General features: G+C 66.1%; 27 protein-coding genes. 15 read left to right on the top strand and 12 right to left on the bottom strand.

The window, feature by feature from the left end:
* Positions 1–190 precede the first annotated feature (190 nt).
* From AC07PF_RS28650 to AC07PF_RS28635, 4 genes are all read right to left on the bottom strand, one after another.
* A complete protein-coding gene (locus tag AC07PF_RS28650) occupies positions 191–625 on the bottom strand; it encodes a hypothetical protein (RefSeq protein WP_494614162.1) in 435 nt (144 codons plus the stop codon).
* A 150-nt stretch (positions 626–775) separates the two neighbouring features.
* Positions 776–1,330: an elongation factor P gene (efp, locus tag AC07PF_RS28645; RefSeq protein WP_007852467.1), complete on the bottom strand. Its 555-nt coding sequence runs from the start codon at positions 1,328–1,330 to the stop codon at positions 776–778.
* A gap of 139 nt (positions 1,331–1,469) precedes the next feature.
* Positions 1,470–2,573 carry an elongation factor P maturation arginine rhamnosyltransferase EarP gene (earP, locus tag AC07PF_RS28640; protein WP_494614161.1) on the bottom strand — a complete coding sequence of 368 codons (1,104 nt, stop codon included), beginning with the start codon at positions 2,571–2,573 and terminating at the stop codon, positions 1,470–1,472.
* Complete coding sequence (locus tag AC07PF_RS28635) at positions 2,570–3,475, bottom strand: LysR family transcriptional regulator (RefSeq protein ID WP_494614212.1); 906 nt, start codon at positions 3,473–3,475, stop codon at positions 2,570–2,572. The genes earP and AC07PF_RS28635 overlap by 4 nt, the downstream gene beginning before the upstream one ends.
* A gap of 142 nt (positions 3,476–3,617) precedes the next feature.
* On the opposite strand from AC07PF_RS28635, the gene AC07PF_RS28630 reads away from it, so the two are divergent.
* From AC07PF_RS28630 to AC07PF_RS28610, 5 genes are all read left to right on the top strand, one after another.
* Positions 3,618–4,823, top strand: coding sequence for a CaiB/BaiF CoA transferase family protein (locus tag AC07PF_RS28630; RefSeq protein ID WP_494614160.1), 1,206 nt, complete (start codon positions 3,618–3,620; stop codon positions 4,821–4,823).
* Positions 4,820–5,842: a hydroxymethylglutaryl-CoA lyase gene (locus tag AC07PF_RS28625; RefSeq protein ID WP_494614159.1), complete on the top strand. Its 1,023-nt coding sequence runs from the start codon at positions 4,820–4,822 to the stop codon at positions 5,840–5,842. Before AC07PF_RS28630 ends, AC07PF_RS28625 begins: the two co-directional genes overlap by 4 nt.
* Before the next feature lie 58 nt (positions 5,843–5,900).
* On the top strand, positions 5,901–6,896 hold the full coding sequence (locus tag AC07PF_RS28620) for a Bug family tripartite tricarboxylate transporter substrate binding protein (RefSeq protein ID WP_494614158.1): 996 nt from the start codon (positions 5,901–5,903) through the stop codon (positions 6,894–6,896).
* A 67-nt stretch (positions 6,897–6,963) separates the two neighbouring features.
* The gene (locus tag AC07PF_RS28615) at positions 6,964–7,947 is read left to right on the top strand and encodes a Bug family tripartite tricarboxylate transporter substrate binding protein (protein ID WP_494614157.1); all 984 of its coding nucleotides are present in this window, start codon (positions 6,964–6,966) and stop codon (positions 7,945–7,947) included.
* 145 nt (positions 7,948–8,092) lie between these two features.
* On the top strand, positions 8,093–8,503 hold the full coding sequence (locus tag AC07PF_RS28610) for a DUF2845 domain-containing protein (RefSeq protein ID WP_494614156.1): 411 nt from the start codon (positions 8,093–8,095) through the stop codon (positions 8,501–8,503).
* Positions 8,504–8,520: 17 nt separating this feature from the next.
* On the opposite strand, the gene AC07PF_RS28605 is transcribed toward AC07PF_RS28610, so the two are convergent.
* Genes AC07PF_RS28605 through AC07PF_RS28595 form a run of 3 tightly spaced genes read right to left on the bottom strand, consistent with a single transcriptional unit; the run spans position 8,521 to position 10,511 of the window.
* Complete coding sequence (locus tag AC07PF_RS28605; RefSeq protein ID WP_494614155.1) at positions 8,521–9,384, bottom strand: DUF3626 domain-containing protein; 864 nt, start codon at positions 9,382–9,384, stop codon at positions 8,521–8,523.
* 12 nt (positions 9,385–9,396) lie between these two features.
* Entirely contained in the window at positions 9,397–10,182 is a 786-nt protein-coding gene (locus AC07PF_RS28600; protein WP_494614154.1) for an SDR family oxidoreductase, read from the bottom strand.
* On the bottom strand, positions 10,179–10,511 hold the full coding sequence (locus AC07PF_RS28595; protein WP_494614153.1) for a nuclear transport factor 2 family protein: 333 nt from the start codon (positions 10,509–10,511) through the stop codon (positions 10,179–10,181). The genes AC07PF_RS28600 and AC07PF_RS28595 overlap by 4 nt, the downstream gene beginning before the upstream one ends.
* 101 nt (positions 10,512–10,612) lie before the next feature.
* On the opposite strand from AC07PF_RS28595, the gene AC07PF_RS28590 reads away from it, so the two are divergent.
* Positions 10,613–11,530: a LysR family transcriptional regulator gene (locus AC07PF_RS28590; RefSeq protein ID WP_494614152.1), complete on the top strand. Its 918-nt coding sequence runs from the start codon at positions 10,613–10,615 to the stop codon at positions 11,528–11,530.
* Positions 11,531–11,581: 51 nt separating this feature from the next.
* Here the strand turns inward: AC07PF_RS28590 and AC07PF_RS28585 are convergent, their stop codons facing one another.
* The 4 genes from AC07PF_RS28585 to AC07PF_RS28570 form a co-directional block, all read right to left on the bottom strand.
* Positions 11,582–12,208 (bottom strand): hypothetical protein, encoded by a 627-nt coding sequence (locus tag AC07PF_RS28585; protein WP_494614151.1) that lies wholly within the window; start codon positions 12,206–12,208, stop codon positions 11,582–11,584.
* 94 nt (positions 12,209–12,302) lie between these two features.
* The gene (locus tag AC07PF_RS28580) at positions 12,303–12,980 is read right to left on the bottom strand and encodes a hypothetical protein (protein WP_494606420.1); all 678 of its coding nucleotides are present in this window, start codon (positions 12,978–12,980) and stop codon (positions 12,303–12,305) included.
* The gene (locus AC07PF_RS28575) at positions 12,977–13,132 is read right to left on the bottom strand and encodes a hypothetical protein (protein WP_494614150.1); all 156 of its coding nucleotides are present in this window, start codon (positions 13,130–13,132) and stop codon (positions 12,977–12,979) included. The genes AC07PF_RS28580 and AC07PF_RS28575 overlap by 4 nt, the downstream gene beginning before the upstream one ends.
* Positions 13,132–13,725 carry an NMCC_0638 family (lipo)protein gene (locus tag AC07PF_RS28570; protein WP_494606418.1) on the bottom strand — a complete coding sequence of 198 codons (594 nt, stop codon included), beginning with the start codon at positions 13,723–13,725 and terminating at the stop codon, positions 13,132–13,134. The genes AC07PF_RS28575 and AC07PF_RS28570 overlap by 1 nt, the downstream gene beginning before the upstream one ends.
* 498 nt (positions 13,726–14,223) lie before the next feature.
* Between AC07PF_RS28570 and AC07PF_RS28565 the strand changes: the two genes are divergently transcribed.
* The 4 genes from AC07PF_RS28565 to AC07PF_RS28550 all read left to right on the top strand — a co-directional run bounded on the left by AC07PF_RS28565 (position 14,224) and on the right by AC07PF_RS28550 (position 15,944).
* Positions 14,224–14,874, top strand: a complete 651-nt coding sequence (locus tag AC07PF_RS28565; protein WP_494614149.1) for a glutathione S-transferase family protein — start codon at positions 14,224–14,226, stop codon at positions 14,872–14,874.
* A 73-nt stretch (positions 14,875–14,947) separates the two neighbouring features.
* Positions 14,948–15,352 carry a VOC family protein gene (locus tag AC07PF_RS28560; RefSeq protein WP_007852419.1) on the top strand — a complete coding sequence of 135 codons (405 nt, stop codon included), beginning with the start codon at positions 14,948–14,950 and terminating at the stop codon, positions 15,350–15,352.
* A complete protein-coding gene (locus tag AC07PF_RS28555; RefSeq protein WP_494614148.1) occupies positions 15,330–15,671 on the top strand; it encodes a hypothetical protein in 342 nt (113 codons plus the stop codon). The genes AC07PF_RS28560 and AC07PF_RS28555 overlap by 23 nt, the downstream gene beginning before the upstream one ends.
* A 12-nt stretch (positions 15,672–15,683) precedes the next feature.
* Positions 15,684–15,944 (top strand): helix-turn-helix domain-containing protein, encoded by a 261-nt coding sequence (locus tag AC07PF_RS28550; protein WP_494614211.1) that lies wholly within the window; start codon positions 15,684–15,686, stop codon positions 15,942–15,944.
* A 726-nt stretch (positions 15,945–16,670) separates the two neighbouring features.
* Here AC07PF_RS28550 and AC07PF_RS28545 read toward each other — a convergent pair.
* Positions 16,671–17,117: a winged helix-turn-helix transcriptional regulator gene (locus AC07PF_RS28545; protein WP_494614147.1), complete on the bottom strand. Its 447-nt coding sequence runs from the start codon at positions 17,115–17,117 to the stop codon at positions 16,671–16,673.
* A 161-nt stretch (positions 17,118–17,278) separates the two neighbouring features.
* Between AC07PF_RS28545 and AC07PF_RS28540 the strand changes: the two genes are divergently transcribed.
* The 5 genes from AC07PF_RS28540 to AC07PF_RS28520 all read left to right on the top strand — a co-directional run bounded on the left by AC07PF_RS28540 (position 17,279) and on the right by AC07PF_RS28520 (position 23,393).
* The gene (locus AC07PF_RS28540) at positions 17,279–18,199 is read left to right on the top strand and encodes an alpha/beta fold hydrolase (protein ID WP_494606409.1); all 921 of its coding nucleotides are present in this window, start codon (positions 17,279–17,281) and stop codon (positions 18,197–18,199) included.
* A gap of 449 nt (positions 18,200–18,648) precedes the next feature.
* Positions 18,649–19,296, top strand: a complete 648-nt coding sequence (locus AC07PF_RS28535; RefSeq protein WP_494606408.1) for a HEAT repeat domain-containing protein — start codon at positions 18,649–18,651, stop codon at positions 19,294–19,296.
* A 349-nt stretch (positions 19,297–19,645) separates the two neighbouring features.
* Entirely contained in the window at positions 19,646–20,086 is a 441-nt protein-coding gene (locus tag AC07PF_RS28530) for a hypothetical protein (protein WP_494606406.1), read from the top strand.
* Positions 20,087–20,888: 802 nt separating this feature from the next.
* On the top strand, positions 20,889–22,037 hold the full coding sequence (locus AC07PF_RS28525) for a hypothetical protein (protein ID WP_494614146.1): 1,149 nt from the start codon (positions 20,889–20,891) through the stop codon (positions 22,035–22,037).
* Between the two features lie 261 nt (positions 22,038–22,298).
* Entirely contained in the window at positions 22,299–23,393 is a 1,095-nt protein-coding gene (locus AC07PF_RS28520; protein WP_494614145.1) for an acyltransferase family protein, read from the top strand.
* Positions 23,394–23,497 lie beyond the last annotated feature (104 nt).

The raw sequence follows: 23,497 nt of genomic DNA, 5'->3' as shown, positions 1-23,497 counted from the left end.
CGCCTGCCGTGTCTGTCCCCAGAACTGATGACACGCGGTGGCTGCGCCAGCAGCCGAAGTGCCGGTTCTAACAGAAAATATGTAGGCTTACTATTTTTCTTTGGGTTTGCCGCGCTGCGATGTTTCGTCGGCCGGGCAGGGGGAGAGGTGGGCGCCAAGACATGGAGGCACGCCCTGGCGGCAACCTGCGTCAGCGCGGCTGCAGCACCTGATCCGGATTGCTGCGGTACAGCGCAAAGAATTCGTTGAGCGAGGCCGCTACCCGCACGGGTGGGCTGTCGGCGCTCAGTGGGCCAGCGAACACTTCCGAGCGGCCATCCGCCGCCGTGCGCAGGCGAAACACCTGGCTGTGGGTCAGGAAGTCTGCGAACTGCACGCCCCATTCAGAATGCTGCCCCTGGTTGGCGTGGCTGACTTCGTCCAGCGACCACATGCGCCAGAACTCGCCGTCCATGGTGACCATGCCGCCCAGGGTGGTGTACAGGGTGAGCACCTCGGGGGTGGCGGGCTGGCCCAGCTGGGTAAACAGGGCCTCGATCTGCGCGGTCTCCTCGGGTGGCAGCAGATCGGCCCCGTCGATGCGCCAGCGGGGAAGGAGTGCGCGGAGATCGGCAGACAGGTCCATGGCGGAATTGTCCGCCGGTATTGTGACGCCTGCAAGAATTCCCTGCCATGGTTGCAGGCAGGCGCTGCAAGGGCCTCAGAACGCAAAAAAGGCTTCCCGATGGGAAGCCCTTTTCTTTGGTGCAACTGCGGCCCGTCTGGGCCGCCGACCTTACACGCGCTTGCGGTATTCGCCGGTGCGGGTGTCGATTTCGATCTTGTCGCCTTGCGAGACGAACAGGGGCACGGGCACTTCGAAGCCGGTGGCGATCTTGGCGGGCTTCAGAACCTTGCCGGAGGTGTCGCCCTTGACGGCGGGTTCCGTCCAGGTGATTTCGCGCTCGACGCTGGTGGGCAGTTCGACCGAGATGGCCTTGCCGTCGTAGAACACCACTTCGAGGGCCATGCCGTCTTCCAGGTAGTTCAGTGCGTCGCCCATGTTCTCGGCTTCGACTTCGTACTGGTTGTAGTCGGTGTCCATGCAGACGTACATGGGGTCGGCGAAGTAGGAGTACGTGCAGTCCTTCTTGTCCAGGATCACGTTGTCGATCTTGTCGTCGGCCTTGAACACGTTTTCGGTGCCGAAGTTGCCGATCAGGCTCTTGAGCTTCATGCGCACGGTGGCTGCACCGCGGCCGCCACGGGCGTATTCGGTCTTCAGGACGACCATGGGGTCCTTGCCGTGCATGATGACGTTGCCGGCGCGGATTTCTTGAGCGATTTTCATAGCAGTTTGGTTGCTTGGGTTGGGGGCCGCTCAACGCACTGGCTGCAAGGTCTGCAGGGCCGGCGCATGTTCCGCGGCGGGATTGCGCGGGGTGCGGGCACCGGGGTGCCGCGCTGTTATTTGCGCAAAGCCTTGGATTTTACCTTTTTTCCTGGATAAAACCTACCAACTGGTCCAGAAGGCTGCTTTGACCTGCCAGGCGCGCCCGTGCCGCCTGGATGCAGGCAGCCCATTCGGCCAGGGTTTCACCATCCGGAAGCACCAGCGGGCCGTGGCCGGGGATGCCGTTCCACGCGGCGTGGAAGTCGCGCAGCGAGGCCGGGGCCCCTAGCCAGTCCAGAAAAGCCGCCAGCTTGGCATGGTGGGCGCCGTCGTCCTGCGGGTAGATGTGCCAGACCAGGGCCTGGCCGGCCCAGAGAGCGCGCACCAGCGAGTCCTCGCCGCGCACGGCGTTGAAGTCGCAGGCGCAGAGCAGGTCGTCAAAGCCCTGCTGGTCGGTGGCGTGCAGGTACTGCAGCTGCAGCGCGCCATGGTCCGCCGGCAAGGTGGCCAGTGCGGCCTGCACGGCCGCCGTGGCGCGCCCGGGTGTGACCAGCAGGCGTGTGGGCTCGGCGCCGGGCCGCATGGCCTGGGCCAGCAACTCGGGCAGGGCCGGTGGCTCGTAGCAAAAGAGCGACATCCAGCGCTGGGGCATTGGCCCCCGTTCTGGCTGCTGGGCGCGCCAGGCGGTGGCAAAGCCGGGCGGGCGCTGCTGCAGCAGCCCTGGCTCGCGCAGCAGGCCGCCCGTGGCGGGGGTGAAGCCGGGGTAGAAGAACCAGCGCGTCCAGCCCCGGGCGGGGCCCGACATGATGAGCGAGGGCAGGCGGTGGTTGCGCTCCACGTACGACTCGGCCGAGAGGTATTCGAGGTTGATCCACACCGGTTGCCGCTGGTCTGGCGCACGGCCCACGGCCCAGGCCAGGAAGGACTCGGGGATTTCGCAGCCGAAGGCCTCGACCACCACATCAGGTGCGGCCTCGTGCGCGGCGGGCGGCGCGCCGCCCCAGGGGCGCAGTTCCACGCCCGCGTGGCCGGCCGGCGCCATCCAGGCCAGGGCCGAGGCATCGTCCACCCACAGGCGCACGCGCTGGCCGCGCGCGGCCAGCTGGCTGGCCAGGCGCCAGCACACGCCGATGTCGCCGTAGTTGTCGATGACCTGGCAGAACACGTCCCACTGCAACGGGGGCAGGGCAGGGGGCGTCATGCGGCAGGCCCGTCCTCGGCGGGGGCGCGCAGGTGGTCCACCAGCAGGCGCGCCACGCTGGACAGCGACTCTTCCGAGCGCACGCACAGCACCAGCTGGCGGTGCGCCCAGGGCTCGTTCAGCGTGACCACGCGGATGGGCTGGCTGCCCTTGTACAGCGCGGCGCTGCCGCGCGGCATGACGCCCACGCCCAGGCCGGCGGCGATCAGCAGGCACAGCGCGTCGTAGCTGGTGACCTGCATGCGCAGGCGCAGCGGCAGCCCGGTTTCGGATGCGGCCTTGGTCAGCTGGTTGTTGATGGCGCTGCCCGGGTGCGCGCCCACGAAGTCGTAGGGCAGGGCGTCGGCCAGGCGCACGGACTTGCGCCGCGCCAGCGGGTGGTCGCGCGGCACCACCAGGGCCAGCTCGTCGGTGCGGTAGGGCAGTTGCACCACGCGGTCGCCATAGTGGCCGTGGTTGAGGATGCCCACGTCGGCCGCGTTCTCGGCCACCGACTGGGCGATGGCCGTGCTGATCTGCTCCTGCAGCCGCACGTCCACCTGCGGGTGCAGCGCCATGAAGCTCTGCAGCTGCGCCGGCAGGAACTGGCTGATGGCCGAGATGTTGGCCACCACACGCACGTGGCCGCGCAGGCCGGCGCCATAGTCGCGCATCTGCGTGGCGATGCCGTCCAGGTCGTTGAGCACCCCGCGCGCCAGGTTCAACAGGGCATAGGCCGCGGCCGTGGGCTCGGTGCCCTTGTTGCTGCGGGTGAACAGCGCCACGTGCAGGGCATCCTCCAGGTCGGCCAGGCGCCGGCTCACGGCCGATGCGGCCAGGTGCTCGCGCGCGGCGGCGGCGGCGATGGTGCTTTCTTCCATCACGGCAACGAACAGGCGCAGGGAGACGGGGTCGAGCTTCATCCATAGGATGTTAACTGCCATGCTGAAACGCGATGGCGGGCTGTCATAAGAGCGTTTTGCCCACAGGGGTTCTTTGCGCATCATGCGGGGCAACACAGGCAAGCCTGATCCCGCAGGCTGCGATATTGGAGACAAGAAAACGATGGGTGCAACACCTACCGCTGCTGCCCTGCAGGGCGTGCGCGTGATCGAGATGGGTCAGCTGATCGCCGGCCCCTTCTGCGGCAAGACGCTGGGCGACTTCGGTGCCGAGGTCATCAAGATCGAAGCGCCTGAATCGGGCGACCCGCTGCGCAACTGGCGCCTGATCAAGGAGGGCACCTCCGTCTGGTGGCAGGTGCAGTCGCGCAACAAGCGCTCCGTGGCGCTGGACCTGCGCCAGAAGGAGGGCCAGGACATCACCCGCCAACTGATCGCCGAGGCCGACGTGCTGATCGAGAACTTCCGCCCCGGCACGCTGGAGGGCTGGGGCATGTCGCCCGAGGAGCTGCACCGCATCAACCCCGGCCTCGTCATGCTGCGCATCTCGGGCTACGGGCAGACCGGGCCCTACCGCGACCTGCCGGGCTTTGGCGCCATCGGCGAGGCCATGGGCGGCCTGCGCCACCTGACGGGCGAGCCGGGCCGCGTGCCGGTGCGGGTGGGCGTGTCCATCGGCGACACGCTGGCCGCGCTGCATGGCGCCATCGGCGTGCTCACGGCGCTGTACCACCGCAAGGTCAACGGCGGCCAGGGCCAGGTGATCGACGTGGCGCTGCACGAGGCCGTGTTCAACGTGATGGAAAGCCTGATCCCCGAGTACAGCGCCTTTGGCGCGGTGCGCGAGGCGGCGGGCAGCGCGCTGCCGGGCATTGCGCCGTCCAACGCCTACCCGTGCACCGATGGCTGGGTGCTGGTGGCCGGCAATGGCGACAGCATCTTCAAGCGGCTGATGCAGGCCATCGGCCGGCCTGACCTGGGCGCCGCGCCCGACCTGGCCGACAACGCCGGCCGCGTGGCGCGCGTGGACGAGATCGACGCCGCCATCGGCGCCTGGAGCGCGCCGCTCACCGTGCAGCAGGTGCTCGATGCCCTGGGCACGGCCCGGGTGCCGGCCGGCAAGGTCTACACCGCGCGCGACATTGCCGAAGACCCGCACTACCGCGCCCGCGACATGCTGCTCACGCAGCAGACGCGCGACGGCTACAGCGTGCAGGTGCCGGGCATCGTGCCCAAGCTTTCTGCCACGCCCGGCTCCATCCGCAGCAGTGCGCCGCACCTGGGCGACGACACCGATGCCGTGCTGGCCGAGGCGGGCCTGACGGCCGAACAGATCGCGCTGCTGCGCAGCAAGGGGGTAATCCAATGAGTGCCGTAACCGAACAATCTGGCGTATGGGCTGGCGCGGGCAAGCGCATCCACATGCAGGAGGTGGGCCTGCGCGACGGCCTGCAGATGGAGGCCGCCTTCGTGCCCACCGAGGACAAGATCGCGCTGGCCAATGCGCTGTCGGACGCCGGCCTGGCCAAGATCGAGGTGACCTCGTTCACCTCGCCCACGGCCATCCCGGCGCTGCGCGATGCCGAGGTGGTGATGCGCGAGATCACGCGCCGCCCCGGCACCGTCTACACTGCCCTGGTGCCCAATGTGCGCGGGGCCGAGCGCGCCATCGAATCGCGTGCCGACGAGCTCAACCTGGTGATGTCGGCCAGCGCCACGCACAACATCGCCAACCTGCGCATGACGCAAGAGCATTCGTTCGCCGCGCTGGCCCAGGTGGTGGCCACGGCGCAGGCGGCGCGCGTGGCGGTCAACGTGTCGCTGTCGTGCGTGTTCGGCTGCCCCATGGAGGGCGAGGTGGCGCCAGGCGCCGTGTTCGGCTGGGTGCAGCGCTTTGTGGACCTGGGCGTGGGCGGCGTCACCCTGTGCGATACCACGGGCATGGCCTACCCCACGCAGGTGGCGGCCCTCACCGCGGCGGCGCGTGCGCGCTGGCCGGGGGTGGAAATCACCCTGCACTTCCACAACACGCGCGGCATGGGCCTGGCCAATGTGCTGGCCGCCATCGATGCCGGGGCCGACCGCTTCGACGCATCGCTGGGCGGCCTGGGCGGCTGCCCGTATGCGCCCGGCGCCAGCGGCAATGTGTGCAGCGAGGAGATCGTGCACGCGCTCGATTGCATGGGCTATGCCACGGGCGTGGATCTGGCCGCCCTGCTGGCCGCCGCGCAGCGCCTGCCCGCGCTGATTGGCCACGACATCCCCAGCCAGATCGCCAAGGCCGGGCCGCGCCTGGCGCTGCACCCGGTGCCGGGGGATTTCGAGGCCATCAAGGAAAGGGCGCTGGCGCGCGAGAAAGAGCTGTCGGGAGGCGGGCGCGTCGCATAGCCCCGCCGCTTTTCAGCGCTGTTCTGGTTCATTCAAAGAAACGACAGGAGACAAGACCATGAGCGAATCGAGATCCCATTTCCGCCTGCCGCGCAGGCTGGTGTGTGCCGCCTTGTTGTGCGCCACGGCCTTGGGCGCCACGGCGCAGGACGCAGGCAAGTTCCCGGGCAAGGCCATCACCGTGGTCGTGCCCCAGGCCGCGGGCGGTGCCAACGATGCCATTGCGCGCGTGCTGGCGCAAAAGCTCAGCGAGCAGCTGGGCCAGCCCGTGGTGGTGGACAACCGCCCCGGCGCGGGCGGCAATGTGGGCACGGCCTACACCGCCAAGACCAAAGCCGATGGCTACACCCTGCTGGTGACGGCCGACAGCGCCCAGGTCATCAACCCCTGGCTGTACAAGAGCACGGGGTTCGACCCGGTCAAGGACTTCGAGCCCGTGGCGCCCCTGGCCACGGCCGGCTATGTGCTGGTGGCGCACCCGTCCTTCCCGGCCAAGAACATGGCCGAGCTGATCGCCGTGGCCAAGGCCAACCCGGGCAAGTATTCCATCGCCTCGGCCGGCAATGGCACGCTCAACCATTTGATCGGCGAGATGCTGCAAAAGGCCGCCGGCATCGAACTGCAGCACATCCCCTACAAGGGCTCGGCCGCGGCCGCCACCGACGTGGTGGGCGGGCAGGTGCCGCTGTCGGTGCAGAGCCTGCCTTCGTCGATTGCCTTCATCAAGGCCGGCAAGCTCAAGGTACTGGGCGTCGTCAACGAAAAGCGCGTGGCCGCGCTGCCCGATGCACCGACCATGGGCGAGACCCTGAAGGGCTTTGGGCAGACCCCGTGGTACGGCATGTTCGCCCCTGCCGGCACGCCGCCTGCCGTGGTGGCCCAGCTGCAGGCCGAGGTGGCCAAGGCACTGGACCACAAGGACGTGATCGACAAGCTGGCCAATGTGGGCTGCGAACCCTTCAAGGGCACATCGGCGCAATTGGGCACGCTGGTCAAGGACGACCTGGCGCGCTGGCACAAGGTCGTTCAGGAGACCGGCGCGAAAGTGGACTGACGCCCGTGCACCCCCTTCGAGATTCATTGGCAACTGAAACAACTGAGATAACGGAGACAAATCCCTCATGACAACCACCCGCAAGCAATTCACCCTCCTGGCCCTGGCCGCGCTGGCCGCAAGCCTCGGCGGCAGCACCTTCGCGCAGGGCGGCAGCTACCCCGCCAAGCCCGTCACCCTGGTCGTGCCCACGGCCGCGGGCGGTACCACCGACCTCTCGGCGCGCATGCTGGCGCAGGCGCTGGGCCCGGTGCTGGGCCAATCGGTCATTGCCGACAACAAAGGCGGCGGCAACGGCGCCATTGCGGCCAGCGCCGTCAAGCGCGCCGAGCCCGATGGCTACACCTTGCTCATGCAATACTCGGGCTACCACGTCATCTCGCCCCACCTCACCAAGCAAAAGCAGTGGGAGCAGACCGACTTCCAGCCCGTGGCCAACGTGATCTCGGCCCCGCAGATCATCGTGGTGCGCAACGACCTGCCGGTGAAGACCCTGGCCGAACTCGTTGCCTATGCCAAGGCCAACCCCGGCAAGCTCAATTACGCCTCGTCGGGCAACGGCTCGCTGCAGCACGTGACCGGCGCCATGCTGGAACAGCAGGGCGGCGTGAAGATGGTGCACGTGCCCTACAAGGGCACAGGCCCCGCGCTGCAGGACCTGCTGGGCGGCCAGGTGGACCTGACCTTTGGCACCGCGCCACCCTTCATGCCCCACATCGCCGCCGGCAAGCTGCGCGTGCTGGCCGTGACCGGCAAGGAGCGCCTGCCCAGCCTGCCCGAGGTGCCCACCACGGCCGAGGCTGGCTACCCCAAGGTGGACGCCACCTCCTGGTTCGCCGTGTTCGCGCCTGCCGCCGTGCCCAAGCCCGTGATCGACAAGCTCACGGCCGACATCCGCAGCGTGGTGCAGAGCGCCGCCTTCAAGCAAAAGGCGCAGGAGCAGGGCGCCACGGCCGACTTCCAGACGCCGCAGCAGCTGGGCGAGAAGACCAAGGTGGAGCTGGCGAACTGGGCGACGGTGGTGAAAACCTCCAAGATCGAAGCCGAGTAAGTACCGGCCGTCAACCCGCCTGCGTGTTCAGCCGTTGAACCTGCAAGGCGCTGACGCCGCAAGGGCCCGCCATGTGCGGGCCTTTTTCGTTGCGGCGTGTGCTCTGTGTGCCAAACTTTTGCGCGTGATGCGCATCCAAACGACCATGCTGCCACCCACTACCTGTTTCCCCGTGTCGTCGCAACGGCTTGCACGCGGTGCCGCGTGCCTGGTCCTGGCGGCCATTGCCACCGCGGGCATGCTGGCGCCCGTGAAGCAGGCCCATGCCCAGGGCCTGGGTTGCGGCGGCCGCCTGGTGGGCGTGGGCGAGTCGCGCGCCAGCCTGGTGCTGAAGTGCGGCCAGCCTTTTGCCACCGACACGGTGTGCATCCGAATCCCCCGCGTGCTGTGGACCGTGCCCCTGCACCCGCGCGAGGCGCCCCGCCAGATAGTCACCGAGCAGTGCGAGTACGTGGACGAGTGGACCTACCACCGCGGCCCGGGCAACTTCATGTCGGTGGTGCGGCTGCAGAACGGCGTGGTGGCGCAGATACGGGATGGGGACCGGGTGCCGTGAGGGGCGTGCCCCGTCCGTCAAGCCCCTGGTGCCTGCGACAGGTCGCCAAAGCGCGCCAGGCAATGCCACACCTTCTTGAGCGCCTGCGGATCGTGCTGCCCTGACGCCACCGCATCGCCGATAGCGGCCGGCGTCAGCACACCGTGCCGCGCGATCTGCGCGCCCAGCGCGGCAATGGCGGCGCCCCGGTAGTCCGGGTGCCGCAGCAAGGTCTTCACTTCCAGCCGAAAGCCCGCATGCCATTCCACAGGGCAGGGCAGTTGGTGCGCCCACTCATCCAGAGGACTGCCGCGAAAGCACGGGTCCAGCACCAGTGCCTCCACATCCCGCGCCAGCAGCACGGGGCTGTGGACATGGGCTTCGATGTAGCGGTCCAGCGGATCGGGTTGGCTGCCTGCTTCGGCCAGCGCCAGGAGCTGCGCGGCCTGGGCTGCCGTGCCGAAGTGCTGCGGTTCGAATACGCTGTCGGGGTAGCAGAACGTGGCGCGCTGCAGCACCTCGGGTTGGAGGCGCAGGTACGAGGAGCCAAAGCGTGGTGCCGCGCCCGTGGGCAGGGCGCGAAAGTTCAGCGCGCCGTATTTGGGCCGGTCGCCAGGGGCGGCGCCGTCGTAGGCGCCACCAAAGATGCGGCTCTCCCAGTGCCACCGGTCGCCACCCTCGTGCGCGGTCAGGCCGCCGTTGCTGGTGAGCGTCTCGAACTGGGATCGGTAGCGCCCGTCTTCCCGCAGGGCCTGGAGCAATGGCCGGCCCTGGTGCCAGCGGTCCGGGTGGAATTGCAGGGTGATGCGCGATGCGGGGTCGAGCAGCGCGCCGGTGGCCTCACCGCTGTGCGCATGCACGTGCTGCAGCGCGAGGGCCTGCGGTGAGCCAGGGTGGACCATATCGCCATGGTACTAAACCGTGGGAACCGTCCCCCCGTCGATCAGGTGCTCCGACCCGGAAATCGACGCCGCGCGCGGTGAGGCGAGAAAGCACACCAGGTCCGCCACTTCCTGCGGCCTGGCGGGCCGGCCCAGGGGGATGCCGCCCAGCGACTGCATGATGATGCGCTTGCCTCCTTCGTAGTCCGTGCCGGCCTGCTCGGCCAGGCGCTCGGCGAATGCGACGGAGGCCTCGGTCTCGATCCAGCCGGGCGAGACGCGCACCACCCGCACGCCCTGGGGCGTGACTTCCTTGGACAAGGCCTTGCTGTAGGTGGACAGGGCCGCCTTGGCCGCCGCATAGGCGGTGGTCGATTCGGGCAGCGGAAGCAGGCGCTGGATGGAACTGATGTGCACGACCACGCCCGAGCCTTGCTCCAGCATGGATGGCAGCAGCGCACGGTCCAGGCGCACGGCGGGCAGGAGGTTCTGGTTCAGTTCCTGCTGCCAGACATCGTCGCTCAATGCCGCGAAACCGCCGCCCGGTGCGCTGGAACCGCCGAGTACGTGGACGACGATGTCGATGCCGCCCCATTGCTGGAGCACGGCCTGCGCGACCTGGGCCGCGCCCTCGGCGGTGGACAGGTCGGCCGCGACATACGCCACGCCTTCGATACCCTGGGCGGGCGCGGATCGAGCCGTGGCCATCACCCGTGCGCCAGCGTTGTGCAGGCCCTGGACGACGGCGGCACCGGTGCCCTTGGTGCCGCCCGTGACGAGGGCGCGCAGGCCCTGGAGTTGCAGGTCGAAGCCGCTCATGCCGTGATCTCCAGCGATGCGATCAGGCCACGTTCCAGCCGAAAGTGGTAGCGCAGGTCCACGGGGCTGCCGGGGAAGTTGCCGGCCACCCGGCTGGTGACGAGCTGCGATCCGTCGCCCTGCAATTCCAGCGCAAAGGGCTCGGTGGTGTAGCTGTACTGGGCCGATGCACCGGCCTTCCACGCGGCAATGGCCTCGCGGCCCTGGTGGGTGTGGCCTTCGTCCTGGACGATGGCCTGTGGGGTGAAGCAGCGGGCAACGGCGTGAGGGCCCTGGGCGTCTGCAGCGAAGTAGGCGGCGATGGGTTCGGGGAGGTTCAGGGAGCTCATGGTGCGGTGCCTTGGTGGTGGTTGAGCCCCGAGGATGCGCGCCCTGCATCCATTAGTGAATCGCCTAGAATCTTCATGGGCTGTGTAGAAAGCAAACCATAATGCGTGGAGCCGAATTTGCCGAACTGAAGGCGTTTGCCGCGGTCATCGAGCGGGCCAGCTTTGCGCGCGCCGCAGAGCACCTGGGCTTATCGCCCTCGGCGCTGAGCCAGACCATCCGCCAGCTCGAAACCCGGCTGGGCAGCCGGCTGCTCAACCGCACCACGCGCAGCGTGGCGCCCACGGCCACCGGGGAGCAGCTGTACCGGCGCATGGCGCCGCTGCTGCGCGAAATGGCCGAGGCGGTGGCCGAGGCCAGCGCGGCCGCAGGCCGCACGGGCGGCACCCTGCGCATCAACACCCTGGGCATGGCGGCGCGCCAGGTCATTGCGCCGCGGCTTGCGCGCTTTCACCGCCTGCACCCCGGCGTGGTGCTGGACATCGTGGTCGACGACCAGTTGAGCGACATCGTCGCGGGCCGTTTCGATGCCGGCATCCGCGTGGGCGGCCGGCTGGAGAAGGACATGGTCGCCGTGCGCCTGACGCCCGATGTGCCCATGGTGGCCGTGGCATCGCCGCAGTACCTGGCGCAGCATGGCGCGCCGCACAGCCCGGAAGACCTGCACCGGCACGCCTGCATCAACTGGAGGCTGCAGGCCGATGGCACGGCCTACCGCTGGGAGTTTGCCAAGAAGGGCAAGCGGCACGACATTGCCGTCGCGGGCCCGGTGACCACCAACCATTCGGACATTGGCGTGGCCGCTGCCGTGCAGGGCCTGGGCATTGCCTACGCGTTCGACCGCGAGCGCGTGGATGCGCACCTGGCGCGCGGGGAGCTGGTGCAGGTGCTGGCCGATTGGTCCATCACCCGGCCGGGGCTATTTTTGTACCACCCGAGCCGGCGCCACAGCCCTGCGCCGCTGCGCGCCTTCATCGACTGCCTGCTGGACCGGGACATGGCGGACGCAGCCAGGGGTTGAAGAACGCCTTGGCTGGCCCCTGCCTCGTCTGCCATCGCAGCGAACGGCAGCTCAGGCTTCGTCCTGGGCGTAGATCTGCGGAGCCACGCCGAACACCCCCGCCAGCAGCTCGCGCACCTGCGCATAGCGGGGCTGCCGGGGAATGAGTTCCGCCATGCGCGGCGGGCAGGGCCGCAGGTTGATGAAGATGCCGAACTGGCACAGGCACATGAACGACACCTCGGGCATGGGCGCGTTCTCCCATTTCAGCAGGGCATTGCCTTCGCGGGCTGCGTCGATGACCAACTCCATCAGGTTGCGCACCGGGTGCCCGGCGGGCCGGGCCAGCTTGTAGCCGTAGTCGCCTTCGATGGTGGACCAGTCGTACAGATCCGTCGCAAAAGGCAATGAGCGGTTCTGGTAGGTCTGGTAGTGCGTGACGACCTCGTCCACCGTGCGGAAGGTGATGGTCTGGAACAGGTCGTAGAAGTGGTCGCCGACGATGTCGGGGTCCACCTGGGCGTCTTCTTCGGGCGTGCGCGGGCTGTTGGTCAGGTCGCTCTTGAAGAAGGCATCGATCTGTGGGCGCAGGGTGTCGAGGGACACGTAGCCGGCGCTGATCAGCGCGTTCAGCAGCTTCGTGAATTCGGCCGCACTCAGGGCCTCGAAGTTGGGTTTGCCCAGCACCACACCTGTCATCGGAAATCCTTGTCAACAATGGAACGCATATTGTGTCCGCCCTTCCGCGTTCTCCACCGCAACCCTAGCGCCGGTGCAGCAGCCTTGCCGGGCGTCATGCCGAGGGCGGCTGCCACGCCGTCAACGCGGCCTGCAGTTCCTCGTCGAATTGGTGATGTACCGCCGCCTGCCCGCGCGTGGCCGCCAGGTGCGCCAGCAGCGCATGCACGGCACTGCGCTGCGCCGGGTTGCACCAGGCCAGCAAGCGGTTGTCGCTGCCGTCCCAGGCCAGGTGCAATACCAACTGGTCTGCATACCAGCTGTGCTGGGGCCACACGTCGGGCAGCAACGCAAAACGCGCCAGGGCGGGGAAGAAGTAGCCGATGCCGTCGGCGCTGGAGAACGTGATCGGGTCCCAGCCCGCGTTGCCCAGGTCTTGGCGGCGCAAGGTGCCGCGCGTGCGGGCGCGCAGCGTGTCGTCGTGCTCGCGGCACTCGTCGCAGTGCGTGCGGTCGGTGAAGTGATCGGGCTTGTCCACGCCGGCAAAGGCGGCTTCCACCTGCGCAAGAACGGCTTCGTCCGCCCCGGCCTGGGGCCAGGCGTGGGCGCAGTGCAGCAGGTGCGCCACCCAGGCCGTGGCCTCGGCGTCGGTGCACTGGGCGAAGTACCTGAACTCGCCGGCGGCCAGGGTTTTGGAGCCATTGGCGAGCGCGCGCACCACGGCTTCGAACTGCGCCTCGACCGGGGTGAAGGCGATGGTGGTGGTGCCGCAGTGCGGGCAGGGCGCCGTCATGCGCTGGCCGTCGCGGCCCGGTAGTGGGTGCTCAGCGTGTCCACGCAGGGGGTCAGCCAGTGGTGCAGGGCGGCATGGTGCTTTGCGGCGGCCCGGTGGTGTTCCAGGCCGCCGGTCCCTGCGGGTGGCCGCCCTTGCATGGCGGCAGGCATCAGGGTGCGAAGGTCACGCTGGCCAGCCCCTGCAGGTCGGCCGTGGGCGAGGCCGACGTGGTCAGGCTGTACAGCACGCGCTTGGTGCTGTCGGGCGCCGCCCATTCGAAAGCGATGGTGTGGGCCGTGCCGTTCTGGGGGCTGGCAGATTTGGAGTCCTGCACCTGGCGCGACACCATGGGCACGGGCGCCTCGCCCGCCATTTTCTTGAACCAGGCCAGTGTCTGCGGCACGCCCGTGCGGTGCGCATACACGGCGCACAGGTTCTTGTCGTCAGGAATGGCGACCACGAAGCTGCCATGCGGGTCCGGCACCGGCCAGACCTTGCCGGGCTGGCCCTGCAGGAAGTACGCGGCCTTGTCGGCCGGCATGGTGGGCAGCGGCGCCAGCTTGGTGCGCAGCGCGCCCAGGCTGGACGCGTACTTGGCGCAGGTGGTGGCGAAGATGTTGGCAAACGCCTCGGCCTGCTGGGCGGGCGTGCTGGCGCCTGCGGCGGCACCTGTGCTGGATCCGCTGGCTGCTGCGGTGCTGGCATTGGGCGCCGCGGGCTTGGCCGGGCTCTGCGCGTAGGCCTGGGCAGACAGCGCAAGCACAGCGGCAGTTGCCGCAAGCAGGGGGCGGGCTGGGAAGGCTGAGAGTGCTGGAAGTGCTGGGAAGAGGGCGTGCTTTTTCATCATGGGTGGCTGGATCCAGGATCTTGCGTGCAGGGGAAGGGACGGCAGGAGCGGGGCGGCGGGCTGCCGCAGGGCCGGCTCAGAACCCGCCATTGTGCCAAAGCACGCAGGCCGGCCCTGCCAGCCGGGGCCGCCGGTGGATGAAGAGGCCGATGGGTTTGCCGCGCCCCAAAGAAAAAAATCCACCGGCATGGCTGCCAGTGGATTTGATGTATTTTTTTATTGCTGCGCCCGGTGCCGTGCCATCGCTGCCACGTTACTGCGGCCGGCGGGCCGGCAGTTGCCTGCCAGCCCGCGGACGCCTGCGCTTCTTCTCCCAGGTTTCCCGCTCTTTCTTTTGCTTACGATTCTAGGAGTGCAGGGTGCTGCTGAAGAGCCCCCAAATGGGTGATGTGGGCTTTGTGCTATGAATCCGCCATGGCATCCACCGAAACCCCCTGGACCCTGTATGGCGCGCCCGCCTCCGGCTCGATCGCGGTGGAGGCCGCGCTGACCCTGCTGGGCATTTCGTACGACCTGGTCGATGGCGCGACCTGGGCCGATAGTGCCGCGCGCGAGCGCGTGGCGCCGGTGAACGCGCTGCGGCAGATTCCCACCGTGGTGCTGCCCGGCGGCGAGGTCATGACCGAAAGCGCGGCCATCCTGATCCACCTGGCCGATTTGCATCCCCATGCGCGTCTGGCCCCCGCCGTGGCAGACCCGCGGCGCAGCCAGTACCTGCGGTGGATGGTGTACGTCTCATCTGCCATTTATTCACTGCACTGGATCAAGCCGGACGTGGGCCGCATCGGTGCGCCCGAATCGGCGCGTGACGACGTGGTCCACGCCGTGCACGAGCGCATCGCCTTCTGCTGGGCCCACATGGACGGCCAACTGAGCCCTGGTGGCACCTACCTGCTGGGCGAAGAATTGACAGTGCTGGACCTGTATGTCACCGTCGTGTCACGTTTTGGCCCCTGGCGCGAGCGCTTTTATGCTGCGGCGCCGCGCATGGCGCCTGTGGTGCGGCGCGTGGACAATGAGCCGCGGCTGCAGGCGTTCTGGCGCGAGCGCTTTCCGCTGGAGTGAACCCTGCGCGCGTGCGCAGGCCTGTTGTGCACCCATCCGTATCCTCTCGACCTTACCGGAGACTCCCACCGCCATGCTGAGCTACATCACCCTGGGCGCCAATGACATGCAGGCATCCGAGCGCTTCTACACCGCTCTGTTGTTGCCCTTGGGCTACCGCAAGCGGGTCGATCCCGAAGGCCTGGAGTTCACGCTGCCGCCCCAGGCCGGTGGCAGCGGCCCTTGCGTGGTCTATGTCAAGCCGCCGTTCGATGGCCAGCCTGCGACCGTGGGCAACGGGTCGATGGCGGCGTTTCGCACCGGCTCGCACGACAGCGTGCGCCAGGTCCATGCGGCGGCGATCGCTGCCGGCGGCAGCGACGAGGGCCCGCCCGGCTTTCGCGCCGCGTACAGCAAGAACTTCTTTGTCGCCTATGTCCGCGACCCGGTGGGGAACAAGATTGCGCTTTTCTGCAATGAAGCGGCTGTTCAGGCCTGAGCTCGCTGGCGCGGCCCTGCAGGTCACGGTGGCCCGGCAGGCGTGCTGTTCCGCCGATGACCAGGCAGGCCCGCTGGAGGCCGTGTACGCCCTGCACGAAGAGGCCACCCTGGCAGACCTGGTGGAGCGCATCCAGGCGTCGAAATTCCTGCAGTTCTCATCCACCCACAACCGGCTGTCGGGCGAGGTCGATGGGGTGTGCGTGGTGGAGGTGTTCGCGGGCTGGGGCCGGGGGCCGCAGTTCCATGCCGACCCGGCGGAGCGGGTGGCCCCGCTCATGGCCGGCCGCCCGCTGTGCTTTCACTTTCGCCACGCCTGACGGGCGCCGACCCTGAGCGAGCTGGCGCGCTGCGCCGGCGTCAGCGTGCGCACCTTGAACGCCGCCTTTCGCGAGTACCGCCAGTGCACGCCCATGCAGGCGGTGCGGGAAGCCCGGCTCCATGGTGTCCGTGCAGAACTGCTGGCCGCCCCCGAGGGCGCGAGGGTGCGCGATGTGGCCGAGGCCTGGGGCGACGCCCACCTGGGCATGTTTGCGGCCAGATACCGCGCGCGGTTCGGGGAGCCGCCTTCTGCCTCCCTGGGGCGGCATTGACGCGACCCATGGCCGGGAGCCTGCGCATTATTTCGGCTCTGCCGGACATGGGGGTCGACACCGTAGACACAGGGTTCGGCACTGCAAGCAGGCGGCAGTAAACGGCCGGCTGCATTGATGCTGATTGAGGCGGTGGGCTAGACTTTTGCTGCCGGCCAGAAGCGGACATTCAATGCGAACCAATTCACTCGTTGACGCCCTTGTCCAGGTTCCGGAGGATGAGTTCGTGCAGATCCTCGCGCGTGCGCTGGAATTGCGAGTTGCAAGTGTCAGCCGGCCTGAGTGGCAGGAAGCCCGATATCGCTTGGCTCGACTTCATCGCTTTCATAGAGGCGCAAACCTTCCGGCGCCCAGTCAGTGGGAAAGTCCTGCTGATCGCACCATCCGTCGATCCCAAAGCGCGGATGTAAGACGATCCGGAGCCTTCTTAAGAAGGCGGACACTGCGGACACACGTTGACCGGATATGCCAAGCTGGTCATTTGCCCAATCTGCGGCGAGCGGAGTGAACTGACGTAGATTTTGGAGTCCCCTGTGAGCACGATAGTCGACGACCGCACCAGGCTGTGAGCTGCCAATCGCGTCGGGCTCGGCCAACGGCGGCCATCGACCCACCGCAGTCACTCCCCCTGCCGAAATGGCTGCCTGAAACCCGACACTGGGAGCTGTCGGAGTCGAGCGGCAGCTGGCGCTGCAGAGCAGCCGTCGCGCCGCAAGCCCGGCCAAATCAATCCTCGGCCCTGGTCACCGTGTCATCGGCACTGAGGGGGCGGCCATCCTGTGCCAGGACCTCCAGTCGCCGCAGCGCTTGGCCACTTTTTTGGTCAACAAGCATCGCGCCTGGCCGGTCGCCTTCGAAGAAGTAGTCCTCGCCCCATTGACGCAGCGCCACCATCAAAGGGAAGAGCCCGCGCCCCTTTTCCGTCAGGGCGTACTCACGATGGGCTCCGCCATCAGCCGCGGCAACCATTTGCAGGATGCCGTGGTCCACGAGATTGCGAAGCCTCGTCGTCAGGATGTTCCGAGCCAGTCCGAGGCTGCGCTGAAACTCGCTGAAACGGCGCAGCCCGTCGAAGGCATCTCGCACGATCAGGAGCGACCATCCGTCGCCGATCGCATCAAGAGGGCGCGCCAGCGCGCACCCCGCGTCTCTGTGGCTTGTGCGTTTGACCATGATTCGTTATCGGTTCGACCAGTACAGCTTGACTGTCATCGCAGAACAAAAATGCTGCACGGTTGCATCATAAGACCAAATCAAGTACAAACGCATGGTTTCATTTTGCAACCAAACTTTCTGGCTGCGTTTTGCGTCAGTCGGTACAACATCGGATTCCCATGCACGCCTTTGACGACACCTTCGATGGAACTTTTCTTTTTGCCCCACGCTTCAGCGAAGCGCCGGGTTTCCGAATGCACTACGTCGACGAAGGCGAACCTCACGCCGACGTTGTGCTGTGCCTACACGGCGAGCCCACCTGGGGCTACCTGTTTCGGCACCTGATCAACGCACTGAGCGGCACGCACCGCGTGGTAGTGCCCGACCACATGGGCTTCGGCAAGAGCGCGACGCCGCCTGACCGCAGCTACTGGCTGCAGGATCACATCGACAACCTGGAACGCTTCGTCCTGGGGATGGACCTCAGGCACATCACACTGGTGATGCATGATTTCGGAGGGCCGGTGGGCATGGGCTTTGCTGCGCGGCATCTCGATCGCATCCGGCGCGTCATCTCCATCAACGGCCCGACGCCGTTCGGCCAGGCCAGCCTTGGGGGTCGACTGGCCGCCAACGCGCAGTCTTCGCCGTGGTTCCAGTGGATAGCGCAGGCTCACGCGGAGGGACGCCTGGAGCGCGTATTAGGCGAGCTGGGATTCAATATGCTCAGCACACTGAAGCTCAACGGCTTCGAGAACCACGCGGTGATCAGCGACGCTTGGCTGCGGGCCTATGGCGGACGCTTCAAGGCACCCGAGGATTGCCTGGGCGCGATTGGATGGGCCGGGGGTTTTGCTACCGGCATGCACCGCTTCGAGTCGCCAGACGTCACGGCAAGGCTCGCGCTGAGCGCCAAGCCGGCATTGGCCATCTGGGGCGATGCTGATCGTACGCTCGCAGCGACACACTTCCTGCCGTTGTTTACGGAGCTCTTTCCTATGGCACAGATCTACCGGTTGCCGGGCGCTGGTCACTACAGCCTGGAAGATGCTCCGGCGGAGATCGCAAGACTCGTGAACGAATTCCTGCATAACTCCTGACGCAGGGACTGCAATGCAGCAGCGGATGCAGTCACTCGTCGAGCCCGGGCTGGCTCCGCGCCAGGCCGATTGCGGAAGTCTAGCTGGCGCCCCCAGCGCGCCGTATCACCCAAAAACGCTGGTCAGCGAAGCGAAGCATATGCACGGCGCCAGGAACTGGCCGGGGACGATCCATTGACGACGAGGTCCACTCAAGGGTGCAGCCCGCCGGGCCGCGGTGCGTGCATGCGGCCTCGGCGCCGTGGACACAGGAATAGGCTCTGCGAGCCGAGGTCCGCAATTGGCTGACCAAAGCGTCTCAAGGGAAAGCTGGCGAGCGGGCTAGGGCCTTCGCGACCCCGAAATCAGTGTCAACTGGCCCTAGACTTCCGCTGTCGGCCACAACCGGACGATGGCGAGTGGCCGCTTTAGGGTAGGCTACTCGCTCCTTGTAATCGCCAATCCGCACCATGGACGCTACATCATTCCTTCACGATGAGGTCATGCGCTTTAAGCAGTGGGCGACGGTAATTCCCCTTGATGCGAGGTCAGGTGAATGGGAGTGTGATTACCCGGACTGGCAACGCTTCAGGGCCGCTGCCAAATACTTGATTGAAACAGTACCCGCGGTGAACTGGGGCAACGCCGTGACAGACGATTTCCTTTATGCGCTAGCACGCGATAACGAAATTGAAGACATTGCCGATCAATTTTTGGGTAGAAGCGACGCGCTTTTAACCCTTGCCGCTCGAGCCATCCATTCAGTTGAGATTGATGCCAAGTGGCAGATAGCAGCAAAGTTGGGAGAGCTACACGAGCACAAGCGGGAGGCGGAAGCGCTACTGATCAGGTTTGTGCAAGACGACGTCGAGTACGTAAGCCGACGCGCCCTCCTTGCACTGAGCCAATTGAAGTCCGCCTTGACTGAATCGTTTGCGGAGCGCGCTTGGCAGACTGGCCATGAGTACCAGCGCATCGCTGCGCTATGGGCATTAAAAGATACAGCTTCGTCAAAGCTGAATGACTACTTGCAGCGAGCAGAGGAAGACGGCCGCAAATATCTTGTTGGCAACGCTATGGAGATCCGTGCAAATGGTTTCTCAGCTAACGACCGCTAGCAGGTGTTGCATCCGATGTTATCGACCGACTGCTACGGGCCCGAAGCAGTCTTTCAGCTAATGTGCGCAAAGCGGTCATCCAATGAGCTACAGACCATGTAGCGGCCCAACTCCGTGCAAGCTATAGTGTTTTTAACGAATGCACTCGCGGGACCTGACCCAGCAAACCGTGTGGTGCGCAATACAGGAGGAGCGGGGGGGCATGACTGAATTTAGTACTGTACTTTTATGCAGAAAACATGCCGTAAAGCTAGGTTTCAGGCCACTTGCAGCGTTGTCTACGTGCCCACTTAAACCGCAAGCGCCAGATATGGCCTGCGGCTTAGTGGGTTAGGCGCCGGAGATACGCGTGTTTGCATTTCTAAGAAAGACGGGGAAGAAAGATCCGCGCGATCTCGAGCAGTTAATCTTTGACATTGCAGAACACCAACGTGATTCCGATTTCCATCTTCTGTACACGATGATGGTTGGTCGGGACGTTTTTGCCGGAATCGATCCCACGTCAATCCCTTCCTTTGCCAAGCCCGGCGTTTCATACACAACTCAAGCCAGCGATCGGCTTGTGATGAAGAGCGTCACCATTCCAAGTAACGGAACTTGGTCTTCAGCCGCGACGCTACCGTCGCACCCTTCACTGAAGGATGGCTATGTCGGAATGCCGTGGGTCGATTTCCTGAAGATGACGCTAAAGCTCGCCGAGCTTCAAGGAGCCATGCTTCAAGGAAGGACGTCTTGGATCGCCTTCGACAAGCAGCGCATTGCCTATGTTCTATCGAAAGCCGACGCCTAATCCTTCCATTGAGAGGATGTCACCCGGCAAGCCGGGCGCCGCCTCACATGTTAAACGTTGGACCTCACAGTGAAGTTCTTGCAAAAATGGTGGCTGCACGGAGTCTTGGCGCTCCTGGTCGTTGGCTTCTCGTATGCGGTCTTGGAAGACTTCTTTCCGAGTCTTCGTCCAAGACCTTCTGAGCGGATGGTCCTAACCTGTGCACAGTTTGCTGACGGCATGGAGATGTCCCAAGTACAAGCCATCGTGACGCAAAGCAATTTGTCCATGCACTCGGCCGCAAACGATGCGACCGTCAAAATCAGTGACGGGTGTATGTGCATTTTGGGAGTCGTTGACGGAAGGCTCAGCCGCAACACTCTTCAGTGCAGTCACTCGAAGACTGCGTTGTTTGGAGCGGCATGGTGAGGCCCAACAAAACGGTCAAGACCGACATCCTGCGACTCATGTTCCCGTTGAACGTCCGCTTTAATTTGCCACCAAAGGCTGCTTCTGGCCGGAAGCGAAGGTTCACCTGCTGTCCACCCCCGCGGGGCAGTGCAGAGGGCGGCCCCGAAAAAAAGTCGTCCAGAGATCGCACGCACCACGGCCGCCGCGCGGGCCTGGCCCGTCCATCGCCCAGCCTCACCCAAATGGGTGGGCGCACCATCTTGTGACACCCGACACCGACGAATCCCCTTTCTTCGACAAAGATCGGTACAGCCCCACCCTTGCGTGCGGACCGCACTGCACCGCCGCACTGCTGCGCGCGCTGCACAGGTGGGCTGTCTTTTTTATCATTTGAACCGAGAGGGTTTCGACCATGCCAGTGACGACCACCATCGCCCCCCCAATGTCCAGCCCTTCGCGCGCCCCGCGCCAGCGTCAACAGCACCCCCGCAGTGGCCGTGCACCTGCGGCCCGCCTGGCGCTGGCGGCACTGCCGCTGTTGCTGTTGGTGGCATGCGGTGGCGGTGATGGCGATGCGGAGCCGGTGACCCCGCCGCCCGTCACGCCGCCCGCCACCGGCTACACCGTGGGAGGTACCGTCGCAGGCCTGGGCGAGGGGCGCAACCTGGTACTGCAGGTGCAGGGCGCAGACGACCTGACCGTTGCCGCCAACGGCAGCTTCGTGATGGGGCGCCGCTTCGAGAGGTCCAGCATTGCAGTCGTCACCGTGGCCTCGCACCCCGAAGGCCAGCGCTGCAGCGTGACGCAGCCAACGCGCCTCGTGGGCCAAGCCAACATGACCGACGTGTCCGTGGCCTGCGCGAGCCTGCCCGCCGGCGCCCGCAACCTGAGCGGCGTGGTCACGGGCCTGGTGCCGCGCAGCCCGCTGGTGCTGCAGAACAACCAGGGCGACAACCTGACCGTCACCGCTGAGGGGCGCTTTCTCTTCAACACGGCGGTCGCCAGCGGCGCCCCCTACGCGGTGCAGGTGCAGACGCAGCCGGCCGGCCAGACCTGCAGCGTGGCCAACGCCAGCGGCACGGTGGGCAGCAGCGACGTGCGCTCGGTGCAGGTCACCTGCACCGGCCTGCCCCAGGCTGCGCCCGAGGGCGCTTGGGCTGCCGAGTCTTGCTTCCAGGGCTTCGACCTCACCACGCGAGAGTATTTGAACATTGTGCGTGAAGGAGAGTTGCGTTTCATCGTTACCCAGGGCTCGGTGACCAGGTATTTCTCGTTCTGCAACTCCGGCGGCGATGCGCTGGCCGGCCAGCCGGCGGAAAGCCTCGTTTTCGACCGCCAGGAGACCAGCGGCTCGCTCACCGCCTTCTGGGGCACGCAGACCAACAGCACCGGCAGCCGGCGCGTGGTGTGGGCGCGCAAAGGCCCCTACCTGTGCCAGCTGCCGCGCAAGCCGTTCAACCAGCCCGCCCCCGTCAAGGACTACCCAACCATCGCCAGCGTGGAGCAGGACACGGACGAGGCCATCAAGGCGGTAGGGTGCTTCAAGAAGGTGCCCAACTGAGGCACCGGGGACAGGCCGGCCGGGGGGGGCGGCCCGGCGTGCGCTGGCCGGCCCCCGGCGCACCCTGCCCGGCTGGTGCCTGCCCGCGGACGCCGTAGTTGAACGTCTGCTATCCAGAGAGACCTACTGCGCTTCGGGCCCACACCGGTCCACTGCTGCCATGGCGGCAACCGGCCAGAGCCGGACGTTCGCACACCTCGTTGGCTCGAGGAAGACACCCCCTTTGAGCATGAATTCTTCATGCATTGAAGAGCACTCCAATTGGTAAAACACGACAACAACATCGACGTCCTGCGCGCCTGCGCCATCCTTTCGGTTGCCCTGCACCACTTCTCGATTTACTCCGGCATTCCGGTGCCGCTGTTCGGTCGCCACGGCGGTGGTATTGGCGTGCAGCTGTTCTTCGTGATCTCTGGCTACCTCATCATCCAGAGCGCCGAGCGCAACAGCCTGGGCGACTATGCCAAGGCACGGTTCTTTCGCATTTTCCCCGTGTACTGGGTTGTCCTCGGGAACATCGTGCTCATCGAGATGACGGCGGTGCCGGAGTTCCGCCAGTTGATGTTCAATGAGTACCCGCATTTCCTGTTGAACCTGCTGAACCTGCAGCAACTGTCCGTGCTGAGTAGCCTGTTTTTCGATCGTGTGCATGTCGGGTGGACACTCACGGTGGAGCTCTTCTGGTATGGCATCGTGGTCGTTTTGGCTGTGGTGGCACACCGTGCGCGCTGGCGGCATTTCTGGCTGGGTGTGCTGGCCTTCACCACGCTGCTGTCCGTCGGCTGGATCAAGGCTGCCGACGCCGGAGCGCTGGACTTCCTGTACCTTGGCCAAGCACGTAGCGTCGGCGTGGAGTTCTCACCGGCGCTACAGCTCGCGCTGATCAAGTCCAACATCGTGGGCTATCTGTACTTCTTCGTGCTGGGCACGGTGATCTACCGGTACGAGCGGGTGCTCTGGCGTATTCCCAGCGGCATCCTGTGGCCTGTAACGCTGCTGCTTGTCGTGCTGTGGTCACCGTGGCAGGGGTTCGTTGGCTTTGCGCCGCAGCCACTCGCCGCGGTGGGCTTGGCCGGCGTGTTCATCCTGTTGCTCAGGCTGCCGCCTGTTCAGGACGCGCTGGTGCGCTACATCGGCAAGATCTCCTACTCGCTGTACCTCGTCCACGCAAAGGTGATGGTTGTGGTCTATGTCAATCTGCAATGGACCGGTGCGGATGCCCACCTCGCCGTCATTGTTGCCACCCTGCTGCTGAGCGTCGGGCTGTATTCCACCGTGGAGCAACCCATGATCGAGTTTGGCAAACGCTTTCGGAGTACGGTCACCATTGGCGTGCCCGCCGGCACCTTGGCCTGAACCGCCTGAACCGCCTGATCTGTCCATCGCCGCTCGTAGCGAGCCGACGCGCAAGGCGACCAGTGGTGCACCCACTGGCGTCCGTCCCCACGGCGGGCCACTGC

The organism is Acidovorax sp. GW821-FHT10A04, from assembly GCF_059415825.1.
The sequence above is the reverse complement of the archived record's forward strand: the minus strand, read 5'-3'. Positions and strand labels throughout refer to the sequence as shown.

Coding starts and splice junctions, on each gene's coding strand:
- AC07PF_RS28650 (WP_494614162.1), bottom strand. CDS start 625: ATGGACCTGTCTGCCGATCTCCGCGCACTCCTTCCCCGCTGGCGCATC.
- efp (WP_007852467.1), bottom strand. CDS start 1,330: ATGAAAATCGCTCAAGAAATCCGCGCCGGCAACGTCATCATGCACGGC.
- earP (WP_494614161.1), bottom strand. CDS start 2,573: ATGACGCCCCCTGCCCTGCCCCCGTTGCAGTGGGACGTGTTCTGCCAG.
- AC07PF_RS28635 (WP_494614212.1), bottom strand. CDS start 3,475: ATGAAGCTCGACCCCGTCTCCCTGCGCCTGTTCGTTGCCGTGATGGAA.
- AC07PF_RS28630 (WP_494614160.1), top strand. CDS start 3,618: ATGGGTGCAACACCTACCGCTGCTGCCCTGCAGGGCGTGCGCGTGATC.
- AC07PF_RS28625 (WP_494614159.1), top strand. CDS start 4,820: ATGAGTGCCGTAACCGAACAATCTGGCGTATGGGCTGGCGCGGGCAAG.
- AC07PF_RS28620 (WP_494614158.1), top strand. CDS start 5,901: ATGAGCGAATCGAGATCCCATTTCCGCCTGCCGCGCAGGCTGGTGTGT.
- AC07PF_RS28615 (WP_494614157.1), top strand. CDS start 6,964: ATGACAACCACCCGCAAGCAATTCACCCTCCTGGCCCTGGCCGCGCTG.
- AC07PF_RS28610 (WP_494614156.1), top strand. CDS start 8,093: ATGCTGCCACCCACTACCTGTTTCCCCGTGTCGTCGCAACGGCTTGCA.
- AC07PF_RS28605 (WP_494614155.1), bottom strand. CDS start 9,384: ATGGTCCACCCTGGCTCACCGCAGGCCCTCGCGCTGCAGCACGTGCAT.
- AC07PF_RS28600 (WP_494614154.1), bottom strand. CDS start 10,182: ATGAGCGGCTTCGACCTGCAACTCCAGGGCCTGCGCGCCCTCGTCACG.
- AC07PF_RS28595 (WP_494614153.1), bottom strand. CDS start 10,511: ATGAGCTCCCTGAACCTCCCCGAACCCATCGCCGCCTACTTCGCTGCA.
- AC07PF_RS28590 (WP_494614152.1), top strand. CDS start 10,613: ATGCGTGGAGCCGAATTTGCCGAACTGAAGGCGTTTGCCGCGGTCATC.
- AC07PF_RS28585 (WP_494614151.1), bottom strand. CDS start 12,208: ATGACAGGTGTGGTGCTGGGCAAACCCAACTTCGAGGCCCTGAGTGCG.
- AC07PF_RS28580 (WP_494606420.1), bottom strand. CDS start 12,980: ATGACGGCGCCCTGCCCGCACTGCGGCACCACCACCATCGCCTTCACC.
- AC07PF_RS28575 (WP_494614150.1), bottom strand. CDS start 13,132: ATGCCTGCCGCCATGCAAGGGCGGCCACCCGCAGGGACCGGCGGCCTG.
- AC07PF_RS28565 (WP_494614149.1), top strand. CDS start 14,224: ATGGCATCCACCGAAACCCCCTGGACCCTGTATGGCGCGCCCGCCTCC.
- AC07PF_RS28560 (WP_007852419.1), top strand. CDS start 14,948: ATGCTGAGCTACATCACCCTGGGCGCCAATGACATGCAGGCATCCGAG.
- AC07PF_RS28555 (WP_494614148.1), top strand. CDS start 15,330: ATGAAGCGGCTGTTCAGGCCTGAGCTCGCTGGCGCGGCCCTGCAGGTC.
- AC07PF_RS28545 (WP_494614147.1), bottom strand. CDS start 17,117: ATGGTCAAACGCACAAGCCACAGAGACGCGGGGTGCGCGCTGGCGCGC.
- AC07PF_RS28540 (WP_494606409.1), top strand. CDS start 17,279: ATGCACGCCTTTGACGACACCTTCGATGGAACTTTTCTTTTTGCCCCA.
- AC07PF_RS28535 (WP_494606408.1), top strand. CDS start 18,649: ATGGACGCTACATCATTCCTTCACGATGAGGTCATGCGCTTTAAGCAG.
- AC07PF_RS28525 (WP_494614146.1), top strand. CDS start 20,889: ATGCCAGTGACGACCACCATCGCCCCCCCAATGTCCAGCCCTTCGCGC.